A 12,413-nucleotide genomic window follows, 5' to 3' on the forward strand; every position below is an offset into this window, starting at 1 on the left:
AACTACCCATTTCAACAACGCGCCCTTATGATGTGCCCCAGTCTATTTACCCTGCGATGACCCATGGCCGATTCTGCTTTTTTCTGCACCCTGTCTCATGAAGGCGTTCTCGCGGTTCGCGGCGCGGATGCCGGAAAATTCCTGCAAGGCCAGCTGACCTGCAATATCAATTACCTGAGCGACACCCGGGCCAGCCTCGGTGCGCGCTGCACGCAGAAAGGCCGGATGCAGTCGAGTTTCCGCATTCTGCTCGAAGGTGACGGCGTGCTGCTGGCGATGGCCAGCGAACTGCTGGAACCGCAACTGGCGGACCTGAAAAAGTACGCAGTGTTCTCCAAATCCAAACTGACTGACGAAAGTGGCTCATGGGTGCGCTTCGGCCTGGAGCATGGCGACGCCGCACTGGCCAGCCTCGGCCTGGATCTGTCCACCGAAACCGACAGTGTCGCGCGTAACGAAGGCCTGATCGCGATCCGCGTTTCGCCGCAGCGTGCCGAACTCTGGGTACCCGTCGATCAAGCTGAATCCATCAAAGCCAGGCTGTCCGCCGTCCTGCCTGAAGGCGAGCTGAACCAGTGGCTGCTGGGCCAGATCCGCGCCGGTATCGGTCAGGTCATGCCGAGCACCCGCGAGTTGTTCATCCCGCAGATGCTTAACCTGCAAGCCATCGGCGGCGTGAGTTTCAAGAAAGGTTGCTACACCGGCCAGGAAATCGTCGCGCGCATGCAGTACCTGGGCAAGCTCAAGCGTCGTCTGTATCGCGTGAGCCTGGACGCCGCCGAATTGCCGGAACCGGGCACCCCGTTGTTCGCGCCGAGCCACAACAGCTCGATCGGCGAAGTCGTACTGGCCGCCAATTCCGGGAAAAACATTGAACTGCTGGCGGTGTTGCAGGCCGAAGCTGCCGAAGCGGGCGATCTGCATGTGGGCACCCTTGAGGGGCCAGCGCTGCACTTGCTCGATTTGCCCTACGAACTGGATCGCGACCGCGAAATCCAGCGCTGATCGCAGCATTTGTTGCAACACCCTAGAGAGCATAAATGAACGAACTGGCGGATAAGATCCAACAGGATTTGGTTGAGGCCATCGATAACGATGACCTGGTTCTGCCAACACTGCCGGAAGTGGCCCTGCAAATTCGCAAGGCCGCTGAAGACCCGGAAATCAGCGTCAGCGACCTGAGCAAAGTCATTGGCCGTGACACTGCGCTTTCTGCGCGCCTGATCAAAGTGGTCAACAGCCCACTGCTGCGCGCCGCGCAGGAAGTCACCGACCTGCACACCGCCATCACTCGCCTGGGCATCAACTACAGCAGCAACCTGGCAATCGGCCTGGTGATGGAGCAGATTTTCCACGCCAGTTCCGATGTGGTGGAACAGAAGATGCGTGAAGTCTGGCGCAAGAGCCTGGAAATCGCCGGGGTCAGCTACGCGCTGTGCCGTCGCTACACTCAGCTCAAACCCGATCAGGCAGCACTGGGCGGTCTGGTGCATCAGATCGGTGTGCTGCCGATTCTGACCTACGCCGAAGATCACTACGAATTGCTGTCGGACCCGGTCAGCCTCAACCATGTGATCGACCAACTTCACCCATTGCTGGGCGACAAACTGCTGCGCGTCTGGGAGTTTCCGGAGCGGCTGGTGGAGTTGCCGGGGCTGTATCAGGACTTCAAGCGCGACTCGTCAGAGATCGATTACGTCGATCTGGTGCAAGTGGCGAGCCTGTATTGCCACAAGGGCAGTGATCATCCGTTTGCGCGGATTGACCCACTCACGGTACCGGCATTCAAAAAGCTTGGGATCGACCCGGAGAACAAGGCGTTGTGCGCGGATCTGGAAGAATCGCGGACGATGTTTTACTGATCGCTGTGGTGAGGGGATTTATCCCCGATGGGTCGCGAAGCGACCCCAAGATATGCAATCCGATTTTTCCCGACAGACCGTACTTTCCGAACTGCGACTGCTCGGTCGCCGATCGGGGATAAATCCCCTCGCCACAAAGGCCCTCGCCAATTTAGCCAGCAATAAAACTGACCCGCACCTTCAACCCCGCCTGCTCACCATCATGCAACGTGATCTGCGCCAGATGCGCCCGGCAGATCTCACCGACAATCGCCAGCCCCAACCCCGAACCGGCGACCTGCTGATTACGTCGGTAGAAGCGCTCGAACACCCGATCACGCTCTTCCAGAGGAATCCCCGGTCCGTCGTCTTCAACCTCAAGCACCGCCGGCGCCGTCACGCGCAAAATCACGTTGCCGCCCGGTGGCGTGTGCGCCAGTGCGTTGTCCACCAGGTTGCTCAGCAACTCATTGAGCAACGTCGGCTCGCCGCGCAACCACACCGGTTCATCCGCCTCCAGCGCCAGCGCAACACCACGGGCGTGGGCCAGTGGCGCCATGGCCATGCCCAGTTCCCGGGCCAACTGACTCAGATCGAGCAATTGCGCCCCGCCCTCGGCAATCGCCCGCGCGCCGTTCTCGACACGCGCCAGCGAGAGCAATTGATTGGCCAGATGGGTCAGGCGATCGGTGCCCTGCGCGGAAGATTCCAGCGTCGTGCGCCAGACCTGCGGGTCATTTGAACGCAAGCCCAATTCAAGTCGCGCCTTCAACGCCGCCAAGGGTGTGCGCAATTCATGCGCGGCGTCGGCGATGAACTGTGCCTGTCGCTCGAACTGACCACGCAGGCGCTCGGTGAAATGGTTGAGCCCGCGCACCAGCGGCCACAACTCATGCTGCACCTCTACCAGCGGCAACGGCCGCAAGTCGTCGGGTTGGCGCTCCTCGACGGCGGTGCGCAAACGCTCCAGCGGTCGCAACGCTGCGCTGACCGCGAACCAGACCAACAGCAACGCGCCGATCGCCAACATGCCCAAACGCAACAAGGTGTCGGCGGCGAGACTGCGGGCCATGCTGACCCGGGCTTCATCGGTCTCGGCGACGCGGATTTCCGCCATGCCGTTCATGTTGGGTTCGGTCACGGCTTTGAGCAGGCTGACCACGCGCACGTTTTGTCCGCGATAAGTCGCGTTATAAAAGCGCGCCAAGGCCGGGTAGTCATCGGTCCTGGGGGTACCGGGCGGTGGGCCGGGGAGGTTTTCGTAGCCGGAAATCAGCTTCTGGTGGATATCGTTGACCTGGTAATAGATCCGTCCGGCGCTGTCGTAGGCAAAGGTATCGAGGGCCACGTAAGGCACGTCGGCACTGAGGCTGCCGTCACGCTGTGACAGGCCGGCAGCGATGGTTCGCGCCGACGCCAGCAAGGTACGGTCATACGCCGTGTCGGCCGCTTCGCGTCCATTCCAGTAAGCACTCAAGCCACTGGCGAGCATCAGCACCACCAGCAGCAACGCGAGGTTCCACAGCAACCGCCAGCGCAGGCTGCTGGGCTTATGCATCGCGGCTTTCCAGCAGATAGCCGAGGCCTCGGAATGTCACGATCGCCACCGGTTGACCGTCGAGTTTCTTGCGCAGCCGATGCACGTAGATTTCGATGGCATCGGGGCTGGCTTCTTCGTCGAGGCCGAATACCTGCGCGGCCAGTTGCTCCTTGCTCATCACCCGTCCCGGTCGGGCGATCAGCGCTTCGAGTACGGCTTGCTCGCGGGAGGTCAGGGTCAGCAACTCTTCACCGAGGGTGAAGCGCCGTGTGTCGAGGTCATAGGCCAGCACGCCGCAGCGCTGCTGGCGCTCGCCGCCGAGCACACTGCGGCGCAACAGGGCTTTGACCCGGGCTTCCAGTTCGGTCAGTTCGAACGGTTTGGCGAGGTAATCGTCAGCGCCGAGATTGAGGCCATGCACGCGATCTTTCACATCACTGCGCGCGGTCAGCATCAGCACCGGCAGATTTTTTCCACGAGCACGCAAGCGCGCCAACACCTCAAATCCATCCATGCGCGGCAAGCCGACATCAAGAATCGCCACCGCGTATTCCTCACTGCTCAGGGCCAGATCGGCGGCGACACCATCGTGCAACACATCCACGGTCAGACCGGTGCTCTTGAGCGCCTGGGCCACACTTTCGGCCAGTTGCAGATGGTCTTCGACGAGCAGGACACGCATGGATTCTTACCTCGTTCAGGGGTGGCCGGCGCCACTCTTTGTCGCGGAGTTTACAGCCGCAACCGCCGCTGTGAAGCCCGAAAACCGTGAAAGTCAGCTGAAAGGTTAGCGAAAGGTTGGGCCGTTAGAGTCGGTTTACGGACAGTTTCGACTGCCGTCGCTGCTGCCACACAGCGTGACGAAAAACGCCACGAAGCGTTTTCGACCAATAAGAACAATAAACGGAGTACACCCGCATGCCGTCCATGCAGACCCGGGCTCTCATGCCCGTTCGCCCTTCCCGTTTCAGCCACGCCACCCTCGCCAGCGCCGCCGCCCTCGCCGGTTTTTCGCCGTTGAGTTTTGCCGACTTCATTGAAGACAGCAGCGCCACCTTCGAAACCCGCAACATGTATTTCAACCGCGACTTTCGCGATGGCACCAGCGCCCAGCAATCCAAGCGTGACGAATGGGCACAAGGCTTCATGCTCAATCTGCAATCGGGTTACACCGACGGCACCGTGGGGTTCGGTGTCGATGCGTTGGGCATGCTTGGGGTCAAGCTCGATTCGAGCCCGGACCGTACCGGCACCGGCCTGTTGCCGACCCACGACGACGGGCGCGCGGCTGACGAGTACTCCAAGGTCGGCCTGACCGGCAAAGTGAAAATCTCCGCCACAGAACTGAAAATCGGCAGCCTGATCCCCGAACTGCCGATCCTCAAGCCTAACGACGGACGCATCCTGCCGCAGACCTTTGAAGGCGGATTGCTGACGTCCAAAGAAATCAAAAACCTGACCTTCACCGGCGGACGCCTGGAGAAAGCCAAGGATCGCGACAGCACCGATTTCGAGGACATCGCCCTCAACAACAAGAACAGCCGTTTTGCCGGCACCGCTGCCGGCAAGCACTTCGATTTCGGCGGTGTGGACTACAAGTTCACTGACAAGATCACCGGCAGTTACCACTTCGCGCAACTCGACGAAGTCTACAACCAGCACTTCTTCGGTCTGGTCGCCTCGCGCCCGATGGGCCCGGGCACATTTGCCACCGACCTGCGTTTTGCCGTCAGTGACGATCAAGGCGCGGCGCGTGGCGGCGAAATCGACAACCGCTCGCTCAACGGTCTGGTCAGTTATGCCTTGAGCGGCCACAAGTTCAGCGCCGGTTATCAGCACATGTCCGGCGACAGCGCATTCCCGTATGTCGATGGCAGCGACCCGTACCTGGTCAACTTCGTGCAGATCAACGACTTCGCCGGCGCCGAAGAACGCTCCTGGCAAGCACGTTACGACTTCGACTTCGCCAAACTCGGCATCCCCGGCCTGAGCTTCATGAGCCGTTACTTGAGCGGTGACAACATCAAGCTCAAGAACGGTGAAGAAGGCAAAGAGTGGGAGCGCAACACCGAGATCAAATATGTAGTACAAAGCGGCGCCTTGAAGGATGTCGCCGTGCGTTTGCGTAATGCCACTTACCGCTCGAATTACTCCGCTCGCGATGCTGATGAAGTGCGGTTGCTGGTGAGCTATAGCGTTGCGCTTTGGTAATTGATTGAAATGTCGAAGATGAAGATCAAAAGATCGTCCGATCGCGATCCGAGCCTTCGGCAACTCCTACAAAGAATCCCCTACAACAAAAAAACCTGTGGAGAGACCAATGAATTTGTCACTGCGTAAAGTTGCTTTAGCTATCGGCACGGTGCTGGTTGCCGGCCAACTCATGGCCGAACCGAAACGTCCGGAATGCATCGCCCCGGCCTCGCCGGGCGGCGGTTTCGATCTGACCTGCAAACTGGTGCAGAGCGCGCTGGTCAACGAAAAACTGCTGAGTAAACCGATGCGCGTCACCTACATGCCCGGCGGCGTTGGTGCGGTGGCGTACAACGCCGTGGTCGCGCAACGTCCGGCCGATGCCGGCACGCTGGTGGCGTGGTCCAGCGGTTCGTTGCTGAACCTGGCCCAAGGCAAGTTCGGCCGTTTCGATGAAACCAATGTGCGCTGGCTCGCGGCCGTCGGCACCAGCTACGGTGCCATCGCGGTGAAAAGCGATTCGCCCTACAAGACCCTCGACGATCTCGTTCAGGCATTGAAGAAAGATCCGAGCTCCGTGGTCATTGGTTCCGGCGGCACAGTCGGCAGCCAGGACTGGATGCAAACCGCTCTGATCGCCAAGGCTGCCGGGATCAACCCGCGTGACCTGCGTTACGTCGCCCTCGAAGGTGGCGGCGAAATCGCCACCGCCCTGCTCGGCGGCCACATCCAGGTCGGCAGCACCGACATCTCCGACTCCATGCCGCACATCCAGAGCGGCGATATGCGTCTGCTCGCAGTGTTCGCCGACAAGCGTCTCGACGAGCCGGAAATGAAAGACATCCCGACCGCTCGCGAGCAAGGCTACGACATCGTCTGGCCAGTGGTGCGCGGCTTCTACCTCGGGCCAAAAGTCAGCGATGAAGACTACGCCTGGTGGAAAGACTCGTTCGACAAACTGTTGGCCTCCGACGAGTTCGCCAAGCTGCGCGATCAGCGTGAACTGTTCCCGTTTGCCATGACCGGTCCGGAACTCGACACCTACGTGAAGAAGCAGGTTGCGGACTACAAAGTGCTGGCCAAAGAGTTCGGCCTGATCCAGTGATCGCCTCTGTCTAGCGGCTGCGTTCCCGATTGCGGGGACGCGGCACAGGAGCTCCCATGCTTATTCAACGCATTTTCGCTTCAGTGCTGTTGCTGGTTTGCGCCGGCCTGGCCCTGATGGCGTGGCCGTATCAAGCGGCTTTTTCCTACGAACCGGTGGGCCCGCGCGCCTTCCCTTTGCTGATGCTCGGCCTGATGGGCGCGGCGCTGCTGTACATGGTGTTCCGCCCGGCACCGATCAAACACAGCGATGAAGATCCACCGCTGGATCGCGAAACCCTGACCAAGATTGCCATCTGCGTCGCCTTGTTGCTGGTGTTCGCCGGTTTGTTCGAACCGTTGGGTTTCATCCTCAGCAGCATCCTGATCGGCATTCCGATGGCGCGCCTGTATGGCGGTCGTTGGTGGCCGAGCGTGGTGGTGACCACGCTGATGGCCATCGGTCTGTACCTGCTGTTCGACCGTGTGATGGACGTTCCGCTGCCCCTTGGCCTGCTCGACGTGCTGGAGAACTGATATGGATACCCTCGGTTATTTGGGGCAGGGCTTCGGCGTCGCGCTGAGCCCGTACAACCTGGTCACGGCCCTGACCGGCACACTGATCGGCACCGTCGTCGGCTTGCTGCCGGGCCTTGGCCCGATCAACGGCGTGGCACTGCTGATTCCGATTGCTTTTGCCCTCGGCCTGCCGCCGGAGTCGGCGTTGATTCTATTGGCAGCGGTGTATCTGGGCTGCGAATACGGCGGACGGATCAGCTCGATCCTGCTGAACATTCCCGGCGAAGCATCGACCGTAATGACCACCCTCGACGGTTACCCGATGGCCCGCAAAGGTCTGGCCGGTGTGGCGCTGTCGCTGTCGGCGTGGAGTTCGTTTATCGGTGCGTTCATCGCCACCTGCGGCATGGTGCTGTTCGCGCCGTTGCTGGCGAAATGGGCGATTGCCTTTGGGCCGGCGGAATACTTCGTGTTGATGGTGTTTGCGATTGTCTGCCTGGGCGGCATGGCCGGTGATCGACCGCTGAAGACGTTTATTGCGGCGTTGATCGGTCTATTCCTGTCGAGCGTCGGCATCGACGCCAACAGCGGCGTGTACCGCTTCACTGGCGACAACATTCACCTGACCGACGGCATTCAATTCGTGGTGCTGGTGTTGGGCTTGTTCTCGATCAGCGAGATTCTGTTGCTGCTGGAGAAAACCCATCGCGGCCAGGAAGCAGTGAAAGCCACCGGGCGGATGATGTTCAACTTCAAGGAAGCGTCTTCGGTGTTCGTGGTGAACATCCGTTGCGGCCTGCTCGGTTTCATCATGGGCGTATTGCCGGGTGCCGGCGCCACATTGGCCAGTGCCGTGGCCTACATGACCGAGAAGCGTATCGCTGGTGCCAGCGGCAAGTTCGGTGAAGGCGATGCCCGTGGCCTCGCCGCGCCGGAAACTGCGATTGGCGCTTCGGCCTGTGGCGCGCTGGTGCCGATGCTGACCCTTGGCGTTCCCGGCTCGGGCACCACGGCGGTGATGATCGGCGCGCTGTCGCTGTACAACATCACTCCAGGTCCGCTGCTGTTCCAGCAACAACCGGACATCGTCTGGGGCCTCATCGCTTCGTTGTTCATCGCCAACATCATGCTGGTGATCCTCAACATCCCGATGATCCGCATCTTCACCCGCATCCTTGCGGTGCCGAACTGGGCACTGGTGCCGGTGATCGCGATCATCACCGGGATCGGCGTCTACGCGGTGCACGCGACCACGTTCGACCTGTTCCTGATGGTCGGTATCGGCATTTTCGGTTACATCCTGCGCAAGCTCGACTTCCCGTTGTCGCCGGTCCTGCTGGGCTTCATCCTCGGCGGTCTGATGGAGCAGAACCTGCGTCGTGCGTTGTCGATTTCCAACGGAGCGCTGGAAATCCTCTGGTCGAGCCCGATCACCTTCGGTGTCTGGGTACTGACCGCGATCATGTTGCTGATGCCGCTGCTGCGCATCTGGCGCAAGCGTTCGGTCGCGCGTCGCGCCATCGCCGATGTTTGATCGCGCCTCACTGAAATCCTGGTGGGGAACCCCGCTGGTCGGTCTGCTTGGCGGTTACCTCGCCAGCCAGATCGGCTGGCCACTGCCGTGGATGGTCGGCTCGTTGCTGGCGATCATCCTCGTGCGCTGCCTGACGCCGTGGCAACTCACGGAAATCCCCGGCGGCCGCAAGTGCGGCCAGTGGATTGTCGGGATCGGCATCGGCCTGCACTTCACTCCGGTGGTGATGGAGCAGGTGCTCAGTCATTTCGGTTTGATCTTTTTCGGTGCGCTGGTGACCAGCGTGTCGGCGGTGGTTGGCGTGTGGTTGATGCGCCGCACCGGGGAGGATCGCGCCACCGCCTTCTTTTCCAGCATGCCTGGTGGTTCCGGCGAGATGGTCAACCTCGGTGCACGCAACGGGGCGATGCTCAGCCACGTTGCGGCAGGGCAAAGTCTGCGGGTGTTGGTGGTGGTGTTGTGTGTGCCGGCTGCGTTCAAATATCTGCTCGGTGACGGCACGCCGATTGCTCACGCTGGCAGTGTCGATTGGCGCTGGCTGGCGATCCTGTTTCCGGCAGGTGGTCTGCTTGCTTGGCTCTGGCAGCGTTTGCGTCAACCCAATCCATGGCTGTTCGGACCGTTGCTGGTGAGTGCAGCGGTGAGCATCGGTTGGGATCTGCACATCGGTTTGCCCAATGGTGGCAGTCAGATTGGCCAGTGGTTGATCGGCAGCGGCCTGGGTTGCCACTTCAATCGACAGTTTTTTCGGCGTGCGCCGTCGTTCATGGGCCGCACGTTGATCGGCACGGCGCTGATCATGTTGATCGCCACATTGGCGGCGTTGGGCTTGAGTGCCTTGACCCATCTGGATCTGCGCTCACTGACGCTGGGCATGATGCCCGGCGGGATTGCCGAAATGAGTTTGACGGCGGAGACCCTGCAACTGTCGGTGCCGCTGGTGACGGCGATGCAGGTGATGCGGCTGTTGTTTGTGCTGTTTCTGGCGGAGCCGTTGTTCAAATACTGGAATCGTAATCCCGAGTAACACCGAGTCGACTTTATCGCTGGCAAGCCAGCTCCCACAGGGTTCTGAGGTGTACACATAATTGTGGCACCCACAAAAACCTGTGGGAGCTGCGGTGCGACGACTCGACTTGCCAGCGATGGGGCCCCTCAGGCCGACATCAAACCGGCGGCAAACGCCACTCGATCGGCGTTTCGCCATTCTGCTCAAGAAACTTGTTGGTCCGGCTAAAGTGCCCGCAGCCCAAAAATCCGCGATACGCCGACAGTGGCGACGGATGCACCGAGGTCAGCACCAGATGCTTGGTCGCGTCTATCAGTTTCTGTTTGCTCTGCGCATGCGCGCCCCAAAGCATGAACACCAGATGCGGCTGGCGCTCGCTGACCAGTTCAATGATCCGATCGGTGAAAAACTGCCAGCCCTTGTCCTTGTGTGCGTTGGCGGTGGCGCGCTCGACGGTCATGGTGGTGTTGAGCATCAACACGCCCTGATCGGCCCAGCTCTGCAGATAACCGTGGTTCGGGATGTCGATGTTCAGATCGCGTTTCAACTCTTTATAGATGTTGACCAACGACGGCGGCGCCGGCACGCCCGGCTGCACCGAGAAGCACAAACCATGGGCCTGTCCCGGGCCGTGATACGGATCCTGACCGAGGATCACCACTTTCACTTTATCCAGCGGCGTCGAATTCAGCGCATTGAAAATCAGCGGACCCGGCGGATAGATTTCCTTGCCGGCCGCCCGCTCCTGCTGCAGAAAGTTGCGCAACTCTGCCATGTAGGGCTGGTCGAATTCAGCACGCAGTGCCTCCTTCCAGCTCGGTTCGAGTTTGATACGGTCGTCAGCAGTCATGGTCATATCCGGCAAAAACAATGGGGCGAACCCTAGGAAAGCCGACCACGCTTGTCAATTGATCTGATGCACATCAGGCACTTTCCCACACAGCGATCATACTGATCGTTCAAATTCCCGATCGAGGTCACGATGAATCTGCACTTCGAAGAACTCTCCGGCACCGACGGCGCCCGCCTCGGTATCGCCAGCCTGGACGCTGAAAAATCGCTGAACGCGCTGTCTCTGCCGATGATCAACGCCCTCAGCGACAAGTTGAATGCCTGGGCCAAGGATCCACAAATTGTCTGCGTATTGCTGCGCGGCAATGGCGCCAAAGCCTTTTGCGCTGGCGGTGAAGTGCGCAGCCTGGTCGAAGCCTGTCGCGCCCATCCCGGCGAAGTACCGCCGCTGGCCGCGCAATTTTTCGCTGCGGAATACCGCTTGGACTACAGTCTGCACACCTACCCGAAACCGTTGATCTGCTGGGGCCACGGCTACGTGCTGGGCGGCGGCATGGGTTTGTTGCAAGGGGCGAGCACGCGGATTGTCACGCCGAGCAGCCGTTTGGCGATGCCGGAAATCACCATTGGTCTGTATCCGGATGTTGGCGCCAGCTGGTTTCTGGCGCGGCTGCCGGGCAAGCTCGGCTTGTTCCTTGGCCTGACCGGCGCGCACATGAACGGCCGCGATGCGCTTGATCTGGATCTGGCCGACCGTTTCCTGCTCGACGAGCAGCAGCCAGAACTGATCGAAGGCCTGTTGCAACTCAACTGGCAGGAACAGACCGCCATGCAGCTCAACAGTCTGTTCAAGGCCCTGCAGCAGGAAGCGCTGGCGCAGATGCCCGAGCCGCAGTGGCTGCCACGGCGTCGGCAGATCGACGAACTGCTCGACGTCAGCGACGTGAGTTGTGCCTGGAAAGCCATCAGCCTGCAACGTGACAGCAGCGACGCGCTGATCGCTCGAGCGGCAAAAAACCTGAGCGAAGGTTCACCCCTGACCGCGCATCTGGTGTGGGAGCAGATCGCCCGTGCGCGACATATGTCGCTGGCCGAAGTTTTCCAGATGGAATACACCCTGAGCCTTAATTGCTGCCGGCACCCGGAGTTCAGCGAAGGGGTTCGCGCGCGGCTGATCGACAAGGATCAAAAGCCGCACTGGCATTGGCCGGACGTCAGCAGTGTGCCGGATGCGGTGGTCGAGGCGCATTTTCACAAGGTCTGGGAGGGGCGGCATCCGTTGGCCGATCTGAGCCAATACTGACCCTCCAATAAAAAGCAGGCACAAAAAAAGCGGCGCTCAATGCGCCGCTTTTCGTTTGCGATGGATTACCAGCGGTTGCCACGTCCGTTGTGGTCGCCGCGACCACTGTGACGGTCGTTGTTGCCGCGACCGCGGTGATCGTTGTCCCAGCCGCCGCGACGGTGGCCGTCCCAGCCGCCACGATCATTGCCGTGCCAACGACGGCTTTCGTAGTAGCGCGGAGCCGGCTGGTAGTAGCGTGGTGCCGGTTGGTAATAACGCGGTTGCTGGTAGTAACGCGGGGCTGGCTGATAGTAGCGCGGGGCCGAATAGTACGTGCTGCCACCGCTGTAATAAGTGCCGCCACCGTTGTAGTACGCCGGCGCGGGTGAGGTATAGACCTCTGACCTGTAGTAGCTGTCTCCGTATGAATAAGGGACGCATCCGCCAATGGAAAAAAACATCACGGCAAGCAGAAGAATTCGGCGATACATGGCGGCCTCCTGGACCGCGGGTAGCCACACCAGCGACGCTGGCAGGCGTCAGTCGTTTATTCGGTGACTGACGAAGTATCTGACAGCGTTTTCAGAATCTGGTGCGTTTCTGAAACAAGTTGAAAC

12 protein-coding genes are annotated in these 12,413 nt (G+C 60.4%); 8 read left to right on the plus strand and 4 right to left on the minus strand.

The window, feature by feature from the left end:
• Positions 1-63: 63 nt before the first annotated feature.
• Together ACIONG_RS07545 and ACIONG_RS07550 are read left to right on the plus strand one after the other, a co-directional pair.
• Positions 64-1,005 (plus strand): YgfZ/GcvT domain-containing protein, encoded by a 942-nt coding sequence (locus ACIONG_RS07545; RefSeq protein ID WP_401297843.1) that lies wholly within the window; start codon positions 64-66, stop codon positions 1,003-1,005.
• Positions 1,006-1,040: 35 nt separating this feature from the next.
• Positions 1,041-1,862, plus strand: a complete 822-nt coding sequence (locus ACIONG_RS07550) for an HDOD domain-containing protein (protein ID WP_401297846.1) — start codon at positions 1,041-1,043, stop codon at positions 1,860-1,862.
• A 151-nt stretch (positions 1,863-2,013) separates the two neighbouring features.
• Here ACIONG_RS07550 and ACIONG_RS07555 read toward each other — a convergent pair whose 3' ends face one another.
• Complete coding sequence (locus tag ACIONG_RS07555) at positions 2,014-3,399, minus strand: sensor histidine kinase (protein WP_213027837.1); 1,386 nt, start codon at positions 3,397-3,399, stop codon at positions 2,014-2,016.
• Complete coding sequence (locus ACIONG_RS07560; RefSeq protein WP_007898613.1) at positions 3,392-4,063, minus strand: response regulator; 672 nt, start codon at positions 4,061-4,063, stop codon at positions 3,392-3,394. Before ACIONG_RS07560 ends, ACIONG_RS07555 begins: the two co-directional genes overlap by 8 nt.
• Before the next feature lie 236 nt (positions 4,064-4,299).
• On the opposite strand from ACIONG_RS07560, the gene ACIONG_RS07565 reads away from it, so the two are divergent.
• The 5 genes from ACIONG_RS07565 to ACIONG_RS07585 all read left to right on the plus strand — a co-directional run bounded on the left by ACIONG_RS07565 (position 4,300) and on the right by ACIONG_RS07585 (position 9,737).
• Positions 4,300-5,592, plus strand: coding sequence for an OprD family porin (locus ACIONG_RS07565; protein WP_103305592.1), 1,293 nt, complete (start codon positions 4,300-4,302; stop codon positions 5,590-5,592).
• 109 nt (positions 5,593-5,701) lie between these two features.
• A complete protein-coding gene (locus ACIONG_RS07570) occupies positions 5,702-6,679 on the plus strand; it encodes a tripartite tricarboxylate transporter substrate binding protein (protein WP_315447812.1) in 978 nt (325 codons plus the stop codon).
• Between the two features lie 56 nt (positions 6,680-6,735).
• The gene (locus ACIONG_RS07575; RefSeq protein WP_103305590.1) at positions 6,736-7,194 is read left to right on the plus strand and encodes a tripartite tricarboxylate transporter TctB family protein; all 459 of its coding nucleotides are present in this window, start codon (positions 6,736-6,738) and stop codon (positions 7,192-7,194) included.
• 1 nt (position 7,195) lies between these two features.
• The gene (locus ACIONG_RS07580; RefSeq protein ID WP_213027836.1) at positions 7,196-8,710 is read left to right on the plus strand and encodes a tripartite tricarboxylate transporter permease; all 1,515 of its coding nucleotides are present in this window, start codon (positions 7,196-7,198) and stop codon (positions 8,708-8,710) included.
• Entirely contained in the window at positions 8,703-9,737 is a 1,035-nt protein-coding gene (locus ACIONG_RS07585) for an AbrB family transcriptional regulator (RefSeq protein WP_401297853.1), read from the plus strand. The genes ACIONG_RS07580 and ACIONG_RS07585 overlap by 8 nt, the downstream gene beginning before the upstream one ends.
• Before the next feature lie 139 nt (positions 9,738-9,876).
• Here the strand turns inward: ACIONG_RS07585 and ung are convergent, their stop codons facing one another.
• Positions 9,877-10,569 (minus strand): uracil-DNA glycosylase, encoded by a 693-nt coding sequence (ung, locus tag ACIONG_RS07590; RefSeq protein ID WP_213027835.1) that lies wholly within the window; start codon positions 10,567-10,569, stop codon positions 9,877-9,879.
• Positions 10,570-10,701: 132 nt separating this feature from the next.
• Here ung and ACIONG_RS07595 point away from each other — a divergent pair, with 132 nt between their 5' ends.
• The gene (locus tag ACIONG_RS07595; RefSeq protein ID WP_401297856.1) at positions 10,702-11,814 is read left to right on the plus strand and encodes an enoyl-CoA hydratase/isomerase family protein; all 1,113 of its coding nucleotides are present in this window, start codon (positions 10,702-10,704) and stop codon (positions 11,812-11,814) included.
• Between the two features lie 65 nt (positions 11,815-11,879).
• Here the strand turns inward: ACIONG_RS07595 and ACIONG_RS07600 are convergent, their stop codons facing one another.
• On the minus strand, positions 11,880-12,287 hold the full coding sequence (locus ACIONG_RS07600) for a hypothetical protein (RefSeq protein WP_401297858.1): 408 nt from the start codon (positions 12,285-12,287) through the stop codon (positions 11,880-11,882).
• Positions 12,288-12,413 lie beyond the last annotated feature (126 nt).

The sequence above is a fragment of the Pseudomonas sp. NPDC087817 genome (assembly GCF_044742875.1).
GTDB lineage: Bacteria > Pseudomonadota > Gammaproteobacteria > Pseudomonadales > Pseudomonadaceae > Aquipseudomonas.